16 protein-coding genes are annotated in these 20210 nt (G+C 61.6%); 3 read left to right on the top strand and 13 right to left on the bottom strand.

Features of this window, described 5'->3' with window-relative positions:
* Window positions 1–1102: 1102 nt before the first annotated feature.
* Complete coding sequence (locus QM588_RS10100; protein ID WP_283312966.1) at window positions 1103–2059, top strand: hypothetical protein; 957 nt, start codon at window positions 1103–1105, stop codon at window positions 2057–2059.
* An 18-nt stretch (window positions 2060–2077) separates the two neighbouring features.
* Here QM588_RS10100 and QM588_RS10095 read toward each other — a convergent pair whose 3' ends face one another.
* The 5 genes from QM588_RS10095 to QM588_RS10075 form a co-directional block, all read right to left on the bottom strand.
* Window positions 2078–3049: a hypothetical protein gene (locus QM588_RS10095; protein WP_283312964.1), complete on the bottom strand. Its 972-nt coding sequence runs from the start codon at window positions 3047–3049 to the stop codon at window positions 2078–2080.
* Between the two features lie 1221 nt (window positions 3050–4270).
* Complete coding sequence (locus tag QM588_RS10090) at window positions 4271–5140, bottom strand: alpha/beta fold hydrolase (protein ID WP_283312962.1); 870 nt, start codon at window positions 5138–5140, stop codon at window positions 4271–4273.
* Between the two features lie 41 nt (window positions 5141–5181).
* On the bottom strand, window positions 5182–6228 hold the full coding sequence (gene dmpG / locus QM588_RS10085; RefSeq protein WP_283312961.1) for a 4-hydroxy-2-oxovalerate aldolase: 1047 nt from the start codon (window positions 6226–6228) through the stop codon (window positions 5182–5184).
* Window positions 6225–7172 (bottom strand): acetaldehyde dehydrogenase (acetylating), encoded by a 948-nt coding sequence (locus tag QM588_RS10080; protein ID WP_283312959.1) that lies wholly within the window; start codon window positions 7170–7172, stop codon window positions 6225–6227. Before QM588_RS10080 ends, dmpG begins: the two co-directional genes overlap by 4 nt.
* Before the next feature lie 40 nt (window positions 7173–7212).
* Window positions 7213–8004: a 2-keto-4-pentenoate hydratase gene (locus tag QM588_RS10075; RefSeq protein ID WP_283312958.1), complete on the bottom strand. Its 792-nt coding sequence runs from the start codon at window positions 8002–8004 to the stop codon at window positions 7213–7215.
* A 47-nt stretch (window positions 8005–8051) separates the two neighbouring features.
* On the opposite strand from QM588_RS10075, the gene QM588_RS10070 reads away from it, so the two are divergent.
* Window positions 8052–8816: an IclR family transcriptional regulator gene (locus tag QM588_RS10070; RefSeq protein WP_283312957.1), complete on the top strand. Its 765-nt coding sequence runs from the start codon at window positions 8052–8054 to the stop codon at window positions 8814–8816.
* A gap of 88 nt (window positions 8817–8904) precedes the next feature.
* Here QM588_RS10070 and QM588_RS10065 read toward each other — a convergent pair whose 3' ends face one another.
* The 5 genes from QM588_RS10065 to QM588_RS10045 all read right to left on the bottom strand — a co-directional run bounded on the left by QM588_RS10065 (window position 8905) and on the right by QM588_RS10045 (window position 14697).
* A complete protein-coding gene (locus QM588_RS10065) occupies window positions 8905–10299 on the bottom strand; it encodes an MFS transporter (protein WP_283312955.1) in 1395 nt (464 codons plus the stop codon).
* Between the two features lie 104 nt (window positions 10300–10403).
* Window positions 10404–11501, bottom strand: coding sequence for an alcohol dehydrogenase catalytic domain-containing protein (locus QM588_RS10060; RefSeq protein WP_442972898.1), 1098 nt, complete (start codon window positions 11499–11501; stop codon window positions 10404–10406).
* 68 nt (window positions 11502–11569) lie between these two features.
* Entirely contained in the window at window positions 11570–12187 is a 618-nt protein-coding gene (locus QM588_RS10055) for a cysteine hydrolase family protein (RefSeq protein WP_283312954.1), read from the bottom strand.
* A 35-nt stretch (window positions 12188–12222) separates the two neighbouring features.
* Entirely contained in the window at window positions 12223–13296 is a 1074-nt protein-coding gene (locus QM588_RS10050; protein WP_283312953.1) for an LLM class flavin-dependent oxidoreductase, read from the bottom strand.
* 201 nt (window positions 13297–13497) lie between these two features.
* Window positions 13498–14697 carry a cyclase family protein gene (locus QM588_RS10045; RefSeq protein WP_283312952.1) on the bottom strand — a complete coding sequence of 400 codons (1200 nt, stop codon included), beginning with the start codon at window positions 14695–14697 and terminating at the stop codon, window positions 13498–13500.
* Window positions 14698–14868: 171 nt separating this feature from the next.
* Between QM588_RS10045 and QM588_RS10040 the strand changes: the two genes are divergently transcribed.
* Entirely contained in the window at window positions 14869–15633 is a 765-nt protein-coding gene (locus QM588_RS10040) for a GntR family transcriptional regulator (RefSeq protein ID WP_283312951.1), read from the top strand.
* A 91-nt stretch (window positions 15634–15724) separates the two neighbouring features.
* Here QM588_RS10040 and QM588_RS10035 read toward each other — a convergent pair whose 3' ends face one another.
* From QM588_RS10035 to QM588_RS10025, 3 genes are read right to left on the bottom strand one after another with little or no spacing between them, the layout of a single operon-like run.
* Complete coding sequence (locus QM588_RS10035; protein ID WP_283312948.1) at window positions 15725–16666, bottom strand: 3-carboxyethylcatechol 2,3-dioxygenase; 942 nt, start codon at window positions 16664–16666, stop codon at window positions 15725–15727.
* A 3-nt stretch (window positions 16667–16669) separates the two neighbouring features.
* Window positions 16670–17581, bottom strand: coding sequence for an alpha/beta fold hydrolase (locus QM588_RS10030; protein WP_283312945.1), 912 nt, complete (start codon window positions 17579–17581; stop codon window positions 16670–16672).
* Window positions 17582–17623: 42 nt separating this feature from the next.
* Window positions 17624–19549 carry an FAD-dependent monooxygenase gene (locus QM588_RS10025; protein WP_283312943.1) on the bottom strand — a complete coding sequence of 642 codons (1926 nt, stop codon included), beginning with the start codon at window positions 19547–19549 and terminating at the stop codon, window positions 17624–17626.
* Between the last annotated feature and the right edge of the window lie 661 nt (window positions 19550–20210).

Raw genomic sequence — 20210 nt, 5'->3', positions numbered from 1 at the left:
GCGATACTGATCGGTCTGATGGTCCGCAATAATGGGTTCGACCACGTCAAGGCGGGCCTAGTCCGAATCTGCTTTCATCGCCGACCTCGCTTCGCGCAAATAGTATCGACCTCCGTTCAATACCCTGAGGATGAGAAAGCACATGTCCCGCGATGATGACATGCGCGACAAGATCCTTCACGGGATTACAGAGGTTGACGACTGGCTCTCAATCGCGGATGTAGTGAAGTTCATGGACACAAAGTCGTGGGAATGCAGTTCGCGCCGATGCCAGGTTCAATACTCGATTGCGTCGACAACAGCGAACTGTTCAAGCTCGGAACGGTCAGCGATAAGAGATCCGAGCGACATCATCCCGTGCTGCACGCGAACGCCAACTGGCAAGAAACAGCTTATTGACAGAGCGCTGCCAGCGGATCTGGACGAAACAAAAACCGGAGCCACCGATTCAATCCGAGTAGCAACTCGACACGGACGCCTGCGGACTCCGTAGCTACTTGACAGCGAACCAGCTGAATCAAGTGGCTCCGTCCGCTCAGGTCCATTCGATCGACGCACGCAGATCGCCGGACACCAGTGGATACACCTGGACACCGTCTCAGCGCCAAGTTCGACCGTGTAAGCATTGGGTAGTGACACTCCCGCGGCACGCACACAAAAAAGACGGCTTCGGATTTCTCCGAAACCGCCTCTGAACTGCATCTACGTGTCGGGCTGACAGGATTTGAACCTGCGACCACTTGACCCCCAGCTAGATTGGTCATACTTCGATGGACCCACCTGCACATACTGCACCGTCCCTGACCAGCGATTTCCGTGCACGGCAGTACATGTCGATCCACCCCCGTTTGCACCGAATAGTGACACCCTCGCGGCACGCTCGAATACCGATCACTCCAGGTGTGTCCACCAAGCGCCCCAACAGACCACGACGATCCACCGCCGCAAAAAGCGACTGCACCGTCGACCCACGGCAGCAGTTCCAGTTCGTCTACAACGGTCACGAGGACGACTAACCCCCGCTCGACACACTGATCCGCGCCCACCATCTGTCGTACCTGCTCCGTAGACTGGCACTCAACGGCTAGCGAAGGGGGCCGACATGAGTCCGTGGGACAAGTACGACGCTGAGAGCATCCGAAAGATGCGCGAAACCGCAGCCTCAGCTGCAGCTCAGATGCCCCAGGACTATCTCGACCCCCACATGGTCAGTGCGATGTCCAGCCTGGCGCAGACCGCCAACGCGTTCGGCAGTCATCGCGATGAGATGTTCAAGCAGATGGCTCCTGCAATGGCCTCGTTGGCCGAGGTCAGCCGATACAAGACAGACGTACTTGTACCAGGACTCGGGCGCATCATCGCGTCCATGGACCAGGTCAATTCGGTGACCGAGCAGTTCGCCTCGTCGCCCGCCGTGCAGGCGATGTTCAACTCGGCACAAACTCAATACGCCGTCGACTCGGTGATCTCCCCCGAGATCGTCAACGCGATGGCCGATATAATCAACAAGAGCGTCGACAGCAGGCAGTTCGCGCAGAACTTGTTGATGTCTCCCGGTATCACCGACGCCATCAAGAGCATCGAAGCGGTGAACCTACAGGTGAACAGCTTTGCGGAGACGTACGCGAAGACGATGGCCCCTGTGATGGAGAGCTTTCGCGTCGGATTTCAGGGAACCAAGATCTTCGACGACTTCGACTTCTCAGCGCTGGACGACGTCGACGAAGAGGCGTTCGAGGGCTTCCTCGACGAGCACCCCGAACTCGAAGAGACCTATGAGTCGATCGAGCAGTCCATGGTCGAACACGGACTCATCAGCGAGGGGACGTTCGCAAAGGTAGGCGCACGCTTCAAATCGTTGAGGATCGCCAAGCAGGCCGCGATCGTGCTGCTCTTGTTTTCACTCGCGACGGTAATAACGGTCGCGGGCAGCAACCTTCCCGGAGATCGCCAGGACGACGCGCTGGCGTTTGGGACGGTGCTCGCTCTGGTGTACGGCGTGTATGGGGTTCACGTGATGATAAAGAGCACGAAGCCTCAGAAGCCCGCTACAGAGTAGGCCGCCCCACGCGGAGCTTCACTCTTCCTGCCCCAATTCCGGTACGCCTAGTGCTGCCGCCACCAACACGGCGAACCCAAAGTAGTAGTGGCTCAGGGAACTCATGGTCAGCTGGCAGCAGTACTTGTGATACCGCTCGTTGAACGGGTCACCGTTGGTCAGGTCTGCTAGCTTCTCGCGTTGGTCTCCCCAGTGGAGGGTGTCGCCGTAGTTGAACTTGCGGATCAAGTCCTCTGGCACCACACCTTTGAGCGGCAACGGATGTTCGGGCTTGAGGTTCTTATTCAGCCGCTCGGCGATCATTGTTGGAGCGGCTTTCTCGTTGAGACGAGCACGAGCCTTGCGCCACTGCTTCAGTGTGGCCCTCACCGCAGCCAGATCGTCTGGATCAAGGCCCGCCGCGTTCGCCGCTCTGTTGATGACACTCAAAGCCTTTTGCCAGCTGGCCGTCTCACCGTCGTTGTGGAGCTGCCGGAAAGTCGCGGAGAAGCCGCTGAACTCCTCGTGACTCGACAGATCAACCTGCACGGTGCTGGGACCGGAAGCGACCCACGAAATCTTCACACTGTTCTTACTGTTAATCACGCTGTAGCTCGCCAGGTTTCGGCAGGTGCTCACGAAACGCATCAACAGTCGCTTCTCGTCATCAGTGAGTACGCCAAACAAGTTCAAGAACTTCGACGGGTCGTCGAGTCCAAACAAGAACGTGAGCTGCTCCCATTGGTACTCGAAGCAAGTCGGCTCACTACCCTCCTTCTGAAGTGCTGGCGGAAACTTCAGCTCGACCGGGCGGATCGAGTCTTCAATCGGGATGCTCTTGACGATAACCGTACCCATGGCCTCGTTTGTGATAGTGCCAGTTACCCTGTAAACGAACGTGATTGGGTCGTCCTCGATGACGATGAACTTGTCTTCGGTTGCCGGTACGAACGGATACCTAATCTTGGCCAGGCTCTTCTTCGACTTCTTACGGGGCTTGCTCTTCGGCATCCATCCTCCAGTGTCAGCGGCGGGACTGACTGTACCCGGCGTGTCCGACATTTACCGTCAGCATTCGACTGTGGATAACATTAGGCTACTTCGCTATTGCAATTGTCCATTAAACGGCGCACACTATTTACATAACTAAGCGGAGACAAATTCAGTGAATAGTGAATCAGAATTATCCAAGTTTAAGATGTACTACGAAGATTCAGTGTTCACGCATCAACTAAAGGATCCTCTTCAGTCGCTGCGCCGACAAGCCGCTAACATCCCCGCAGACGTCGTAGACGCTTTGACGCCTCTCCTGAGAACACTGATGAAAAACGCAAAACCCGATCACCTGCTTTTCGGAAGCACCGACATACGCAGCGACGCTGCGGCCGCACTCGGAGCGCTGAACCCGCAAGCACTCGAAGACCGCGATCTGTGGTCATTGATGGCCGGTGACCCCAATCAACGGGCTTCCGCTGCTCTAGTTGTCTCCCAGCGAAACCCCGACATCGCGATCCACGCGCTGGCTGTTATGGCCCATGACACAGATTCTTGGGTACGCGCGGTGGTGGCGAACTGCCTCACTCAATGGACCGTTTCCGGAGACAGCACTACGTCTGTGAACGCTTTACTGACGGAGATTTTGGACTCCGACGCCGGCACACTAGTCGCACGGATGGTGGCGGTCGCGCTTCGCGCGACTCCCGGGAACATCGCGACTCGTCAACTTGCACAACGACTTACCTTGAGTCCATCTGCAACTGTACGGGCCGCCGCTCAGGGTGCGCTCCAGTCATAACCCTGAGGCTCAATGCACCGATTAACATGCTGACGTGGCGTCACCCGCCGAGCTGCACACGGTCCCACGCCGGCACGTTGGACATTTGACTCCACCACGATTCAAAGTGATGAGCTCCTACGCGTCGACTGCCCGTAATTCCCGTTCACGACGTTGAACGTCGAATAGAGAACGACACGGCCACATGGACGACCGCTGCAATTGCTACACCGACCAGAATCGACCTGTCCCAGGACGCGTCGAAGACGAACCGGCTAATAGCGACGTAGCCAATGACGAGAACGAGAGACCGAATCACTGAGACGTCGGCCTCATTGGAACCAACCGTTGCTCTGATCTCGCTCATTGGATCAATGGCTCCTCGGTGCCTCGACGAATCGCACGAGCGCCGAGCTTGGAACTCGCTCGGCGCTCATGCGACAACTGTTGCTGGTCGGTCAGTGGGTGTCTGACAGGTGGCGGATGAGGTAGCGTCCGATCACTTCGTTGAACTCGTCGGAACGCTCCACCTGCGACCAGTGTCCGCATTGGCTGAAGATGTGAGCGTCTGCGTTCGGGATGATGTTCAGCAGTTCCCAAGTGCGCGAGACAGGGATGACGACGTCTTGGACGCCGTGAATGAGTAGCACCGGGATGCGAAGTTTCGCCAGGACATCGAAGTCGAGCGGCAGTTCTGTTCGGTCGCGGTCACGTGCGGCGACGACGTCCACCAGTCGGTCCGTCGCGGTGTCGTTCAAAGCCGATTGGTAGCGCAGGGACACCAATGTGTCGGTGACGAGGGACTTGTCGACAACGAACTGCTCGAGTGTGTTCCGCACACCCTCCTCGGACAACGTCGGGTTCGAGTGGCCCTTCAGTGCGCTGGTCAACTTCGCGCCACCGGTACCCATCGACACCACACCGAGCAACCGCTCCGGGAAGTCGATGGCAAATTGAAATGCCAGCCACCCGCCGAGCGAGTTACCGACAATCCAGGTCTTCTCGATTCCTAGTGCGTCGAGGACCCGCACAGCGTGCCTAACCCATTCGCGGATGCCGTATTCCGTTCCGTCGGCGACGACGCTCTGGCCGTAGCCGATCGAATCGATGGCGATGCAGCGGCCGTACTGGCTGAGCTCCGGCAGATTCAGCCACCAGTTCGCGGCGGCGGTCACGCCGGTCCCGGACCCGTGCAGGAACAGGATGGGCGTGCCTTCGCCGAGCTCATGGTAGTGAGTGAGTTCGCCCTCCGCTGTGGGAAGCCACTTGTCTTCGAGTCCGAAGAAACTGTCTGTCGTGTAATCCGGTGTCTCGACTGTGCTTGTCATTGATGCTCCTGTGCTGGTGTGAATGTCGTCGACGTGCCGAGTCAGCTCTTGGACGCTGCCAAGTCGAGCGCGATATCGGTGATCAGGTCCTCCTGGCCACCCACCAAACCGCGTTCACCGACAGCGAGCAGGATCGCGCGAGTGTCGAGTCCGTACTGCTTGGCTGCCGTCTCGGCGTGACGAAGGAAACTGGAGTAGACACCGGCGTATCCGAGGGTCAGCGTCTCGCGGTCGACCTGAACAGGCCTGTCCTGCAACGGTCGAACGATGTCGTCGGCTGCGTCCTGCAACCCGAACAAGTCGCAATTGTGCTTCCATCCGTGCAGGTCGGCGACGGCGACGAACGGCTCGATCGGGCAGTTCCCTGCTCCTGCACCGTGTCCGGCGAGTGATGCGTCGACTCGGGTCACTCCCTCTTCCACTGCCACAACAGAATTCGCCACCGACAACGACAGGTTCTGGTGCGCGTGGATGCCGATCTGGGTATTGGCGTCGAGGACGTCCCGGTAGGCGCGCACGCGGTCGCGGACACCGTTCATCGTCAGCCGACCGCCCGAGTCGGTGACGTACACGCAGTGCGCGCCATAGGACTCCATCAACTTCGCCTGTGCAGCAAGCTGTTCGGGCTCCGCGAGATGGGACATCATCAAAAATCCCGACACATCCATGCCGAGTTCGCGGGCTTTGCCGATGTGCTGGGCGGAGACGTCGGCTTCGGTGCAGTGCGTCGCCACTCGGACCGAGGTGACACCGAGCTTGAACGCATGCTCGAGTTCTCTCACCGTTCCCACTCCGGGAAGGAGCAGGGTGGTGATTTTGGCGCGATGCACCACTGAGGCGGCGGCTTCGATCCACTCCCAGTCGGTGTTGCTGCCGGGCCCGTAGGTCAGGCTGTGGCCGGCGAGGCCGTCCCCGTGTGTGACCTCGATGGCGTCGACACCGGCGCGGTCGAGGGCGCTGGCGACGCGGGCGACATTGTCGGGGCTGATGCGGTGCCGCACGGCGTGCATGCCGTCGCGCAGAGTGACGTCCTGGATGTACAGGGCAGCACCGTCGGTCGCGTTCGGACGCTTCGTGGTCTCGCTCATCGTGCCGCCTCCAGGGTCTTGTTCTCTGCGATCTTCTCCGCGACCTGCAGGGCGGCGGAGGTCATGATGTCGAGGTTGCCGGCGTACGCCGGAAGGTAGTGCGCGGCACCTTCGACCTCGAGGAACACCGAGACCTTCCACAGGTCGGGCCCCTTGTCGACGCCGCCGGTCAAGGTGGCGACGGATTCTGCGTCGTCGAGTTGAGTGAACTGCACTTCCTGCTTGAGCCGGTAGCCGGGGACATAGGCCGAGACCTTGGCAACCATGTCCAGAACGGATCGACGGATCGAGTCCTGATCCGGGTTCGATACCAGTGCAAGGACGGTATCGCGCATGATCAACGGCGGCTCGGCCGGATTGAGGACGATGATGGCTTTGCCGCGGGCCGCTCCCCCGACTTTTTCGATTGCCTCGGAGGTCGTTTCGGTGAACTCGTCGATGTTTGCCCTGGTGCCGGGACCAGCCGACTTCGAGGCGATCGAGGCGACGATCTCTGCGTAGTGCACCGGCGTGACCTGTGAGATCGCGGCGACGATCGGGATGGTCGCCTGTCCACCGCAGGTCACCATGTTCACATCGGGCGCACCGAGGTGCTCGTCGAGGTTGACCGCCGGCACGACGTACGGTCCGATTGCGGCCGGGGTGAGATCGATCAGCCGCTTGTTGTGGTGCCGCAGGGCTTCTTCGTTGGCGACATGCGCTGTGGCGGAGGTCGAGTCGAAGATGATGCCGATGTCGGCGAAGTCGGGGTGGTCGATCAGGCCCTGCACTCCCGAGTCCACGGTGCTGATACCCAGGCGACGCGCCCGGGCGAGACCGTCGGAGGCAGGGTCGATTCCGACCAGCACAGCGATTTCGACGTTCTTGGCTACACGTTTGAGTTTGATGACGAGGTCGGTGCCGATGTTGCCGGATCCGATCACCGCTACTTTGGTTTTGCTCATGATGTCCTTCGATTCTGTGGGGAGGTTCGTCCGTCGTCGATCACGCGGTGAATGTCGCTGTGACGTCGCCGATTCCGGATATGGACGCGGTGTACGTCGAGCCAGGTGTCACAGCAACCATCGGACCCAATGCGCCGGAGAGAATGACTTCACCGGCACGAAGCGGTGATCCGTAGGACAAGCTGGTGTTGGCCAACCACACCAGCGCCGCCCACGGGCTTCCCAGGCAGTCCGAGCCCTTGCCGGCAGACACTTGTTCACCGTCCGCGGTCATGGTCATGGTGACCTCGGCGAGGTCGGGTGCATCGGCGCGAGAGATGCTCTCCCCCAACACGTACAGGCCCGAGGATGCGTTGTCGGCGACGGTGTCGGCCAGGCTGATATCCCAGCCCGTGATCCGGCTGTCCACGATCTCGAACGATGCGAACACCCGGTCGACGAACGATGGCGCTTGTGCTGCGGTGATCTTCTCGTCGATGTCGGAGGAGAGGATGAACGCGATCTCGGCTTCGATGCGCGGTTGCAGCAGCCGGGCGGAATCGACGGGGCCGTCACCGGAGACATCGAAATCGTCGAGCAGCACTCCGAAGTCGGGCTGATCGACCCCGAGCTGTTTCTGCACGGCGGGCGAGGTCAGCCCGATCTTTCGGCCGACGACGGTGCGACCGGATGCGAGGAGTGCCTCGATGTTGCGTGACTGGATGCGGTAGGCGGCGTCTATGTCCTCGCGTCCGATGAGGTCCCGGACCGGATCGCAGGGCGTGGCCGTCTTGGCGGCGTTGGCCAGACGGTCGGCCGCTTCGCTGATCGTGTGCTGTTCGACGGTGGTCATGATTTTCACGCTATTCTCACTCGGTCATCGTGGATAGGATCTGTCCCATGAAACGGGATACGTTGTCGGTGTTACAGCGTTCGGCGTTGGTGTTGGACGTGTTTCCTGGAGGGACCGCGTTGACCCTGGCCGAGGTGTCGACCCGCACGGGTTTGCCTCGCTCGACCACGCACCGGCTGTTGGTCGACCTGGCAGAACTCGGGTGGCTTTCGCGTCGCGGCAACACCTTCGAGCTGGGAATGGCACTGTTCGAGCTCGGTGAGCGCGTCGGACTCAAGCACCGATTACGTGCTGCTGCAGTGCCGTTCATGCAAGATCTGTTCGCGGTGACCGAGCAGACCGTACATTTGGCGGTCCGAGACGGTCATGATGCGGTGTACGTGGAGAAGATTCACGGCCATATCGCACTCCCCTTGCCCTCGCAGATCGGCGGACGATTGCCGTTGACCTGCACCGCCGTCGGGAAAGCGTTGCTGGCCCCGGAGAGCCCAACCGTGCAGGACGAAGTCCTCTCTCGCCCGCTACGTCGATACACGCCACACTCCATCACCGACCCGAAGACGCTTGCTCGCGAACTGGACGCAATCCGCCGCACCGGCATCGCGATCGAGAGAGAGGAAGCCGCACTGGGTGGTTGCTGTCTCGCGTCTCCGGTACTGCTCGCCGGGGAACCTATTGCCGCACTGTCGGTGTCGGTACCCACAGCGAGCTTCAAGCCCGAATTGCTCGCCCCCGCCGTCCGCACGGCGGCGCTCGCGTTGGGACGCGCACTTACACGCAATGCAACCGGCGCGCATCGGGTTGACGCGTGAGATGCGGACCGGAGATGTGGCGCACGCACGGTGCTGAGCGCAAAGCGGTGGCGGCATAGACCATCAGCTACGCCGCCACCCCTTTCTGTCATACCGTGTCAAGCTCCGACGACTGGGCAGACGAGGACTTCGTCGCGGTGGTGTCGTTGGAATGCCCGCCGTCTGACACAAGCTGCATCGCGGCACCGTTGCGGCCCCATCCTCCGGGAAGGAGGATCACCGAGACGATGGAGATGAGCGAGACAACCACGAGGTAGATGACGATCGACACGCTCGAACCGGTCGCAGCGTATAGCGCTGTTGCGATGGTCGGTGCGAACGCAGAGCCCACGACCTGGGAGATGGTGTAACCGATCGATACCCCCGAGTAGCGCACGTCGGCGTCGAAGATCATCGAGAACAGCGACCCTGTCACACCGGCCGCCGGTGCCATAGCGATACCGAACACCAGTACCAGCGCTGTCATGAACAACCATGGGTTGCCGGTGTTGATGAGCATGAATGCGGGTCCGATGACGACGCCCATGGCCACGGCACCGATCAGATACATCGTCTTACGGCCGAACGTGTCTGACATCGATCCGAAGACCGGATACAGCACCACGGCAACAATTCCCGCGACGAAGACGCCCGCCAGTGCCTGCGTACGGGTGATCTCGGCGACGCTCGTTCCGTACGAGACGAGGTACGCCATGCAGATGTAGGCGAACACTCCCTGACTGAGGTAGGTGCCTGCGATCAGGAGTATTTCCTTGCGGTGCTTGCGAAATGCTTCGACGATCGGCATGCGTGTGACGGCATTGGTGTCTTTGACTTTCTCGAAATCAGGGCTTTCTTCGAGGGTGAGCCTGATGACTAGTCCGACGACGATCAGAATCGAGCTGACCAGGAACGGGATTCGCCAACCCCAGCTGAGGAATTGATCGTCGGGCAGCTGCGAGACCGCGAAGAACGCCAGGGTCGCCAGGCTGACGCCGGCCGGTGCGCCCATCTGCGAGAACGAGCCGAAGAAGCCCTTTCGTGCTTTCGGGGCGTGCTCGACGGCCATCAGCGTGGCACCACCCCACTCGCCGCCCACTGCGAATCCTTGGAGCAGTCGCAGCAGCGTGAGCAGGATGGGCGCGGCGATTCCGATGCTGGCGTACCCAGGGAGCAAGCCCATCAGGAAGGTGGCGACTCCCATCCCGACCAGGGACAGAACCAGCATCTTCTTGCGCCCGAGACGGTCACCGTAGTGGCCGAACACCACCCCGCCGAGGGGGCGGGCGAGGAACCCGACGCCGAACGTGGCGAACGACAGCAACACCCCCATCAGTGGGGATGCGTCGGGGAAGAACAACTTCGGGAAAACGAGAGCGGCGGCAGTGCCGTAGATGAAGAAGTCGTAGTACTCGACGGTGGTACCGATGAAGCTGGCCATCGCGACGCGAAGCGGCGAGTTCGCCTTCGGCTTTCCCGCGGGGGCTGTCGACCGTGTGGTCATTGTCGGTTCTTTCTACTGATACCGGCCTGACCTTCTAGCCGGTTAGTGGTGGGCATACCGAGGTGAGCGCGGCGTGGGCGTGAGCTGTGGTAGCGGGTCAGGCCTCAAGGGACGCTGATGAAGTTGGTGAACCCGCCGTGCCTTTCGGGGAGGCTGTCGAGGGCTTCGTTGATCTTCTCCAGTGGGAAGGAATGGTGTTCGAGCACAGACAGGTCGAGCATGCCGGTGGCGGCGAGGTCTGCCATGTCCTGCGCTTCTCCGGTCGAGAACCACAGGCTGCCGAGTACGGATATCTGGGAGCACATCATCGAAAAGAGGTCCAGTGCAGGCTTTTCCATCATTCCGCCGATGTCGACTGCGATTCCTCCGCGACGCAGGGTTGCGAGTGCGTCGGTGATCGATTCTGCCGGTGCTCCGGGGCCGACCGAGCTGATGACGATGTCGGCACCCTCGCCGTCGTTGTGCCCGCGCAGCCAGTCGCTGAGGTTTCCTTCACCGATGGGGAGTACTTCGATTCGGTCGGGTGCGATGGCCCTGACATCGGCCAACAGTTCGGCGTTGCGGCCGGTCCCGAAGATCTTGGTGACGCCGAGCGCGAGAGCGTTCAAGCACGCGCCCAGTCCGAGGGTTCCCGAAATCCCATCGATGAGGACAGTCTTCCCTGGTCCGGCGTTCGCTTTGCGGAGTGCGGAGAACGAGGTGCCGAGGTAGCCGAATCGTGCGCCTTCCTCGAAGCTGACCGAGTCCGGCAGCTTGACCAGGTTGCGCTGCGGTGCTGTCAGGTATTCGCCCAATCCGCCGTAGGGGTAGGCGTCGAACAGTTTCTGCCCTTCGGGGCCGAACGCGAAGTACCCCATGAACGTGTATTTGTCGCAGTTCTGGTCCTGGCCGTCGCGGCATGCGCGGCAGGCACCACAGGACAGGCCGGGGTTGACGTAGACGCGGTCGCCGACGGCGATGTCGGTGACGTGCTCCCCTACTGCGGAGACCACTCCGGAGGAGTCGAGGCCGAACACTGCGGGCAGCTTCGGCAGCGGTAGGTAGGGGAACCATTCGGCGTAGGTGGCAAGGACGTTGCGCAGGTTGGGAACGACGTTGCACGCCTTGACCTGGACGACGACGTCGGTGGGCCGAGGGGTCGGTATCGGTAGGTACTCGAGTTTCATCGGCTGATCGATTTCGTGCAGCCGAGCTACGAGCATGTTGGTGCTCACGGGGGCGTCTCCTGTGTCGTCGGTGGATACTGCGGTGGCGGGGTTCGTGGTGACTGTCATGCGGGATCGCCGACGGAGGTGGTCAGCGCGGAGGTGACGTCCTCGATGGTGACGATTTCCGCCAGGAGTCCGAGCGATTCGATACTGGCGGAGTGTGATTCGGGGGTCGCGGCCGAGCAGGCGTCGTCGACGACGACGGTGCGATACCCGAGATCGCTTGCGGTGCGGGCGGTTCCTTCGACGGAGAAGTTGGTTGCGACGCCGGCGAACAGTGTCGTCGTGATGCCCTTCGCGTGGAGGGTCTCCTCGAGGGTGCTGTTCTGGAAGCCTCCGACGCGCTGATGTGTGACGACGACGTCGCCGTCCTTAGGCGTCAACGGCTCGACGATCTCGGCGAGCGGGGCACCTTGCTGAAGGCATCCGGACTGCGCCACGATGCCGAGGATCGGCGAATTGACCTCGAGGTCGGACAGATCCGGCTTCCAGGCGACTCGGGTGAAGATGACGGTGCCTCCTGCGGAGCGGACGCTCTCGGCCAGACCGGCGATCTTGGCGATGACATCACGCTCGACGACCTGGTTGTAGAAGAAGTCCGCGAATGCGCCGTCGGGTCCGACGACGTCGCCTTGGGTGTGTACGACGATCAGGGCGGTGGTGCGGGGGTCGAGCTCCATGGATGTCTCCTGACAGTGTTTGAGCGAGAACGGGTTCAGGCGTGAGCGAGGATGGAATGGCCGATGTTGTCGATGTCGCGTTGCGCGGTGAAGGGGTTCGACAGGAACACCTGAGTGATGTCGACTCCGGATTCGAGCATCAGCGCGGTTTTCTCGCGCAGTTCGGCGGGTGAGCCGTAGAGGCACCAGTAGTCGACGAGTTCCTTGGTGATGATCGGGCGGTGTTTGGGGTCGAGACCGCGCAGATACTTCGCCCAGGTGTCGAGGTAGTGCGGCTGATCCACAGCAGTCGGGTCGCCGAGGTACTGCTGGGCTGCGGTGATGGAGGCGTCGACGATGGAGTCGCCGAGCACGTCGCGGTGTTCGTTCATCAAGCCGGAGTTGGTGATACACGAGCTGATGGGTCCGGAGCCGAAGCCGTTGGTGACACCGTCTTCCCAGGTCTCACCGTTCTCCAGTTGGTAGAACCACGACAGGGACACCAGTTTGACCGAGCCCGGCGCGCGGCCCGCGTTGGCGACTGCCTCGTCGAGACGGGTCCGGATCAGTTTGATCATGTCGGGGTTGGGGCCGAGGCAGTAGACGATGGCGTCGGCGTATTTGACGGCCTCGGCCAAGCCCCTCGGGCCGCCGGCGGCAACCCAGATCGGGATGTGGTCCTTGACGTTGTAGAAGCCGCTTTCCTTGTCGAGGAACTCGACTTCGCGTTCCTGTCCCAGCCACTTGTGGACTGTTCGCTTTCCGGCCATGAGATCGCGTGATACCTCGATCGCGTGCATGAGTTCGGCGATCTTGGCGGTGCGATTACCCATCGACCGCAGTGCGTTGTTGGCGGTGCCGATGCCGAGGTAGGTCCTGCCCGGGGCCAGCGCGTTGAGGGTTGCCATCGAGTTCGCGGTAACCGGGGCGATCCTGGTGAGTGGGTTGGTGACCATGGTGCCGAGCTGGATGGTGCTCGTTTCACGGGCTGCCAACGCCAGGAATTGGTAGGGGTCGCTGAAGAGCAGCGGTCCTTCGCCGACGCCGAAGTGGGTGACGCCGAGGTCCTCGGCCTGCTTGACCATCGAGACTTGATCGATCTTGGCGCAGGTTCCGATGCTGAATTCCATGAGCACTCCTTTGCGACTCGGGCGACAGCGCAGATGTCGTCGAGATGGGTCGAGATGGACACGCCGCTCAGGTTGTTCGAGCCATTCCGCACTTCGGCTGGAATGCTAGCGTTCCAGATCACACTAACTGACGGTGATGTGGACCACAAGTACGAATGTGAGCAGCCTTCGACACACAGTCGGCGGACCCGGCCGGTCAGGTCAGGCGGGCACCAGTGCAGCCGGGCCCGCGTTGATGGCCGTGGCACCGGATGCCTTCGGCGGGGTCAGAACGTAGACGAACTCGTAGACACCATCGCGTGCGAGGTCGTCCAGCATCACGCTCTCCTGCAACCGAATGCCGTTGCGCACGATGAACTCCTGATGGCACTGCGCGAAGCCCTCGACATCTGCACCCGCCAGCAGTTCCACACCCCACGTGTCGGCTCCGACGATCGCGGGCCGGAACTGCGCCAACCAGCGCGCTTCGCGGAGGTACACCCCGGGATAGAAGCCCGTGAAACGCTTCGGATCGCTGTAGAGCATCTGATTCCACCCGGTGCGGATGAGCACCACGTCACCGGGTTCGATCCGAGCCACCCCGGCGCGCTCCAACGCTGCCTTGAGGTCCTCGACGGTGATGCGATAGTCCTCACGGAGCGCATATCGGCCGTTGGGCGCTTGGACCAGGTCCGCGCTGTTCGGTCCTTCCTGCTTGTCGGACAGGACGTCGAGCAGAATTCCGCGGGTGACGATCGGCCCGATATGCTCCGCGCCCAGTTTGGTGGTGCCGGACGTGACGGCGATGTCGGCACCGCGGAATCCGTTGTAGAAGTAGTCACCGACCGCGATGTGGTTCAGGTTGTCGAGCTGCGTACCGATCTGGTAGGTGCCACCCAGAGGGAAACGTTCTTCCACCGAACTGAATTCGTTCGAAGCGCGCGGTGTCGTCGGGCCGAGGATCCCATCGAAGCCCGGGCCGGGGTCGAACCCACTGACGAACAAGCGTTGCTCGTAGATGCGAGGCGCTTCGGGTGTGGCCAGTGCCGGAAACCCATTGAACAGTCGCTCCGACAGATCGTAGGTGCGCACCGGCGATCCGCCGAGCAGCGCGAGTGCGGCAGCAGTCTTCTCTGCGGTCACCTCGTTGAGCGTGCCGCGCTCGTCGTCCGAGCCGTAACGCGACGGTCCCCAACCGCCGTTACGAACGAAGGCCGCATCGATCATGGTGTCGTCGAAGTCCTGCTCCTCGATTACGCCGCCCGGTTGTGGTTGCGAAGAGTCCTGCCCCGGGGAGTTCGGATCCTGCGTCGTCGCGCAGGCGGCGGTGAGACCTCCGAGTGCAAGTGCGGCCGGCACGAGGCCGGCTCGGACCAGCATCTCTCGGCGCGACAGCGCCTGCAGGACGGTACTTGTGCGCATGTGCGGCTCCTAGGAAATAGTCGAGGACGAATGGTCCGGAGAAGGCGTGAAGGTGCACCCAATCAAAAGTTCTGGAATGCTAGCCTGTCAGTGAACCTAGCCGATCGTGACTCATGCCACAACGGCTAGAATTCCAGTTCGGCACCGGCCGGAAGGAAGAAGGTCGTATCGATGACTGATCAGGTCAGGACTCAAGAGTCGGACCCCACACGGGATCGGACCGACCGAGTCGGTACCGAAGGACGCGCCGATGTTCGACTGACCGGGGCACGGCTGTCCGCGGTTCTGTACGACACGCTCAAGGGACGTCTCCTCGAAGGCAAGTATGCAGCCGGGGAGAAGATTGTCGTGGAGTCGATCCGGCACGAATTCGGTGTCAGCAAGCAACCGGTCATGGATGCACTCCGACGTCTGTCGAGTGACAAGCTGGTCGATATCGTTCCGCAGGTCGGCGTGCAGGTCGTCTCGTACACGCGCCAGGAAGTCGAGGACTTCTTCACCTTGTTCGGCGGATTCGAGGGGACCATTGCCGGCGTCGCTGCCCTGCGCCGCACCGACGCCCAGCTCCGCGACCTCGACGCCGTCTCCGCAAACGTCGACGGCCTGATCTCGTCCGACGACGCGGCGGTGCGAGCTCACGGCTACCGAGTGCAGAACCGAGAATTCCACGCGGTGATTCACCGAATGGCCCACTCGCGCATCATGGCCGAGACCTCGCAGCGGATGTGGGACCTGTCCGACTTCCTGATCAACACCACTGGAGTTGACAATCCGCTGTCGAGTGCGCTGGACGATCGACAGCACGATCACCGCAGTATCGCCGAGGCGATCCGAGCAGGCAACGAACGCTGGGCCCGCGAAGCGATGGAGCACCACATCGTCGGGACGGTCGAGGTCATCCGCGACGAATCACGGACGCGTGACCTGGCCGTGTGAGCAGGACCGGCTTCCTGTCGGCCCGGGGCGCTCGAACGGGCCGCGTTGCCACGCGGCCCGTTCTGCACTGGCCCTCGACCTCGGTGTCAGATCAGCGTTGAACCACGGTGGTCAGACCGAATCCTGCGATGAGTTCTCTGATGGGCCGGTAGTAGCTGTAGTCGACCTCGTACCCGCCCGCGGCCGAGAGTGCTGCGTAGCCGGCGATCCACGTGCGCACTTCGTGCGAGGAGTTGCCGGCGATCTCGGTCATCTCCGTCGGTGACCACTCGTCGAGTGGTGTCAGGTCACCGGATGCCAGGATGCGCATGAGGTCTCGGTCCCATTCGGGTGCGAGATCCTGGATATCGGCAGTGCCGGCGGCGAAATTCTTCGCTGCGTCGATCACTCGTTGCTGCCGAGCATCACGGGCCTCCGCGGAAATCGGACCCCCCTTACCCAACAACGCCTGTCGCTGCTCGGGTGTTGCGGTCGCCAGCCTGGGTACCGGTGGATCGTGCGAGAGACCGCCCGAGGAAATGAGCAAGACCTTCTTGTCCACAGTCGACAGATACCGTCCGATGGATTCACCCAGCAGACGGATTCGCTTGACGGGAGTGAACGGGGGCGCGACGGAATTGATGAACACCGGGACCACGGGCTTGGCCGCAATGTTCTTGTACATCAACTCCATTGGCTGAACTGCGCCGTGATCGACCTGCATGTCGAGTGAAACGGTCAGGTCGATCCCCTCGCTCAGGACGTGTTCGGCGATGCTGCGGGCGAGATCTTCGGGCACATCGAGACGGCCGGCCTGGCTTCCGTAATCGCCGATGCTCTCGGCTGCGTATCCGATGCAGAACGCGGGCATCAGAGTGTAGAAGAAGCCGTTGTAGTGGTCGGGTGCGAAGTTGACGATGACGTCCGGGTCGAAGTCGTGGACGAACGTACGAGCCTTGTCGAACGCCGCTTCCAGTTCCGCAGATACGTCGGCTGGGAGTTCGGCGTGCTCGAGAAGTGGACTGTGGCTCATGGCAAGCAGTGCGAGGGGCATCGTCTACTCCTGTCCGGCCGTGACGCGGGTTTCACCGGAGGTGCTCTCGTCACGTCCGAGGAGGAAATCGAGGTGGATCCGATTGAACGTCGCTGCGTCTTCGTATTGCGGCCAGTGGCCGCAGTTCTCGATGACGGCAAGACGGCCGTTGGGGATCAGCGAGGCGATTCTCTTGCCCTCGTCCACCGGACCGGAGGGGTCTTTCGTGGTCCAGATGACCAGTGCCTCAGCCTGAATCGACCGCAACTCGTCATCGGTGATCATGTTGCGGGCGCGCACCTCGGGATCTTGCAGTGCCATGTTCATCTTGCAGGCTTCGAGCCAGTCCGGCCGCTGGAAGATTGCCTGCCTGGTCCTGATCAGGTCGTCCGTCACCATCGTCGGGTCGGCCATCAGCCATTCGAGCCGGGCCTTGACTCGCTCCCAACTCGGGTCCTTCGCTGCTTCCATCGACAGTGTGTAGAGCCGCTCCATGACCTTGGGGTTGGCCATGGTGCCGCCCATGGTGTTCAGGGCGATGCGTTCCACCCGATCGGGATGGGAGGCCGCGAGCCGCGCGGTGACCCAGCCGCCGAGCGATTCCCCACTGAAGTAGGCCTTCTGCGTGCCCAGCTCGTCGAGCACATGCTGCACCTGATCGATGTAGTGCTCGATCTCGAGAGGATGATCCGGCTTGCTCGAGTAGCCGTGGCCGATGAAATCGATAGCCCAGACATCGAAATGCTCGGCATGCACCGCAAGATTCCGGACATACGCTTCGGTGTGACCGGTAATGCCATGCAGCAGAAGCAGCGTGGGCTTCGAGCTGTCGCCTGCATGCAGGTAGCGGGTGCGGTAGGGCCCGGCCTGAAGAAAGCCCTGTGAGAATTCGACCTGATTGAGGTCGTTCCACACGCTGGTGTACGGATGCGTCATGGATGTGCGCCTTCCTTCGATTGTATTGCGACGCTGCGTGACTCAGTGTGCTTGCGCGCTGGCCAGAGCATCCTCGGGTTGTGCCTGAGGAACAGTGATCGGTGCGGGAGCGGTGCTGTACTGCGGAGCGCCCGAGCCTGAGCCGTCCGACGGTTCGCTGATATCGGCAGGTTCGACAGGGCTACTCAGAATGCCGCTCAGCGCGCTCTGCAGACTTGCGAGCGCCTCGGCGTCGTCCCAGACGGGCTCGGCGTGTCGCCATGCCACGTATCCGTCGGGACGGACCAGAATTGCCCCTGCTTCGTGGACCTCTCGAACCCGGCGCCAGTACCCGTACGGGTCGATGGTGCCCGATTCGCCGACCACGACGGTGCGCAGGTACGGCAGATCGAGAGACGCTGCGGCATGCTTCCAGGCTTGTCCGCCGATTCCTGTCAGCAGGGTCATCATGCCCTTGCCGACCACGTCGAGGGTGGAGATTCGGCAACCGTCGTCTCCGACCAACCATGCGTGTGGCAGCTTGGCACCGGGGCGAGTTGTCGCTTGCAGGAACAGTTCTCGATCGCGTGGCCACTGCTCGTCGGCGAGGTTCGGGTCGCCTACGACAGCCGTGGACTCGTACCGCTGGTTCAGTTCCACGCCGTGGGCGTTGAACTCGGTGTTCTTGTGCTCGAGCGCCTCGTAGAGACGTTCGCGGCGCGCGACCCCTTCGGGCGATGGGTCCTTGAGCTTCGCCAGTCCGTCGAGCACAGGGTCCGCGCTGTCGTTGTCGAACCATTCCCGTAGGCCGGCATAGTCTTTGCGCGACTGGTTGGCGCGGGCGACTATCTGCTTGCCCACCGGCACTCGTTCCGGTGAGTAGGTTTCGACCAGGTCCGTACCGGCGTAGCCCTTGATGACGAAGGCCAGCTTCCAGGCAATGTTGAAGGCGTCCTGGACCGAGGTGTTCGAGCCCAGGCCGCTGCTCGGCGGGTGGCGGTGAACGGCATCGCCGCCACAGATCACTCGGCCGGACTGGTAGTGCTCTGCGTACTGCTGGTTGACGTACCAGAACGACCGTGACTCGATCTCGATGTCGAGTTCCGGATCACCGACCAGGGTCCGGATCTGTTCGATGACCGTCTCGTCGGATACGTCGGGTTGGCCATCGGCCATATCGAAGCCCCAGCCTGCGATCCATTGGTTCCAGGGCTTGATCGCTCGCAAGAGACCCATGCCGATTTCTCCGAATCCGGCTTTGGAGTTCATGATCCAGTGCAGAATGCTGGGACGGTGGGCGACATACTTGCTCAGGTCGGCGTTGAACAGAATGTATGCAGTTCCCGCCCGCGCGAGTTCGCCTTGGAAGGGTAGTTCGAGTTCTTCGGCAATCTTCGAGCGGGCACCGTCGAAGCCGAGCAGGTAGCGGGCCCGCTGCTCGAAGACGTGGCCGGATCGCACGTCTCGAAGTCGGACCGTCACCCCGTCCTCGTCCTGCACGTGGTCGATGTATTCGGTGTGGAAGCTGATGATCGCTCCGCGTTCCGCGGCATTCTTGACCATCACCGGCTCCATGAGCGGCTGCGGAATGTCCAACATGGCGCAGGGGCTGCCGTTGAGGTAGTCGCCGTAGCGCAGGTCACCGGTCCCCCAGGTTTGAAGGCGAACAATTTCTTCCCCGGCCAAACTGGTGGTGAAGAGCGTGTCGCCCATTTGATCCCACGGCGTTGCGTAGCGGCGCGCTTCCTCCTCTACGCCCAGGTCGCGGAGGACCTCGGCGGCGCGCTGATTGGTGATGTGCGCGCGGGGCGAATTCGCCACCCACGGGAACATCGACACAGCATGAACGCGAATTCCGTAGGTAGCGAGCGCAAGAGCGGCCGTGCCGCCGGCCGGGCCCAGCCCGACGATGACGACGTCGGTGTCGTAACCACTACCGTCGTCGGGGAACGGCAGGAATCCTGGGGCAGGCAAGTCTGAAGTCTGCATGGCACCTTCTCAGAACAAATTGATGGACTCGAGGCCATATCGGCCTCCGTAGGTGATCGGCATCACTGCAACTAGCATGCCAGTTGTCGGGCTACAAAGAAAGCCCCAGTTGATCGTCGGACGCTGATTTTTTATATATGCAGCTCAGAAGGTTGTCGCGAACCGCTGGATCGCGGCCAGATCAGTAACAACTAACGAAACAGGTTGGACAGAGACTCTAGAACGCCAGCGGCCGGGGCGCCGGGCCCATCTCCAGCACGGCGACACGTTGCGGATGCGACGCATGCGACGAGGACGCGATCTACACCCTGGGAAGCCTGTCTCGATACTGCGAGTCCACTGCCGCACGACATCTAATCGAACGAATCACCACCGACTTGGGCGGGCAGTACCGCGACGCCGCTGTCCGCAACAAGAAAAGGCGAACTTCAAGCCCACTCGACACAACCACCAGGTGACGGACGCTGGCAACCATGGTCGCCGCGATCACGAACAGCAGTTCAATAGCCGACGCTAATCCTCCGTGCACGAGCCGATGCAGGACGTCAATCGGTCGAGCTGCGAACCGACGGAGACTGCGTAGCCCTTCATGGCGGTTTTCATGGATGCATCCAAAGATGTTCGCCCGCCATGTACGCGTATATATCGGCCAACAAATATC

The organism is Rhodococcus sp. IEGM 1354 (genome assembly GCF_030056855.1).
Lineage (GTDB): Bacteria > Actinomycetota > Actinomycetes > Mycobacteriales > Mycobacteriaceae > Rhodococcoides.
Note: the sequence above shows the minus strand (reverse complement) of the source record. Positions and strands in the feature narration are given on the sequence as shown.

Bases quoted from the DNA above. Each gene is read 5' to 3' on its own strand.
- QM588_RS10100 (WP_283312966.1), top strand. From the start codon at position 1,103: ATGAGTCCGTGGGACAAGTACGACGCTGAGAGCATCCGAAAGATGCGC.
- QM588_RS10095 (WP_283312964.1), bottom strand. From the start codon at position 3,049: ATGCCGAAGAGCAAGCCCCGTAAGAAGTCGAAGAAGAGCCTGGCCAAG.
- QM588_RS10090 (WP_283312962.1), bottom strand. From the start codon at position 5,140: ATGACAAGCACAGTCGAGACACCGGATTACACGACAGACAGTTTCTTC.
- dmpG (WP_283312961.1), bottom strand. From the start codon at position 6,228: ATGAGCGAGACCACGAAGCGTCCGAACGCGACCGACGGTGCTGCCCTG.
- QM588_RS10080 (WP_283312959.1), bottom strand. From the start codon at position 7,172: ATGAGCAAAACCAAAGTAGCGGTGATCGGATCCGGCAACATCGGCACC.
- QM588_RS10075 (WP_283312958.1), bottom strand. From the start codon at position 8,004: ATGACCACCGTCGAACAGCACACGATCAGCGAAGCGGCCGACCGTCTG.
- QM588_RS10070 (WP_283312957.1), top strand. From the start codon at position 8,052: ATGAAACGGGATACGTTGTCGGTGTTACAGCGTTCGGCGTTGGTGTTG.
- QM588_RS10065 (WP_283312955.1), bottom strand. From the start codon at position 10,299: ATGACCACACGGTCGACAGCCCCCGCGGGAAAGCCGAAGGCGAACTCG.
- QM588_RS10060 (WP_442972898.1), bottom strand. From the start codon at position 11,501: ATGCTCGTAGCTCGGCTGCACGAAATCGATCAGCCGATGAAACTCGAG.
- QM588_RS10055 (WP_283312954.1), bottom strand. From the start codon at position 12,187: ATGGAGCTCGACCCCCGCACCACCGCCCTGATCGTCGTACACACCCAA.
- QM588_RS10050 (WP_283312953.1), bottom strand. From the start codon at position 13,296: ATGGAATTCAGCATCGGAACCTGCGCCAAGATCGATCAAGTCTCGATG.
- QM588_RS10045 (WP_283312952.1), bottom strand. From the start codon at position 14,697: ATGCGCACAAGTACCGTCCTGCAGGCGCTGTCGCGCCGAGAGATGCTG.
- QM588_RS10040 (WP_283312951.1), top strand. From the start codon at position 14,869: ATGACTGATCAGGTCAGGACTCAAGAGTCGGACCCCACACGGGATCGG.
- QM588_RS10035 (WP_283312948.1), bottom strand. From the start codon at position 16,666: ATGCCCCTCGCACTGCTTGCCATGAGCCACAGTCCACTTCTCGAGCAC.
- QM588_RS10030 (WP_283312945.1), bottom strand. From the start codon at position 17,581: ATGACGCATCCGTACACCAGCGTGTGGAACGACCTCAATCAGGTCGAA.
- QM588_RS10025 (WP_283312943.1), bottom strand. From the start codon at position 19,549: ATGCAGACTTCAGACTTGCCTGCCCCAGGATTCCTGCCGTTCCCCGAC.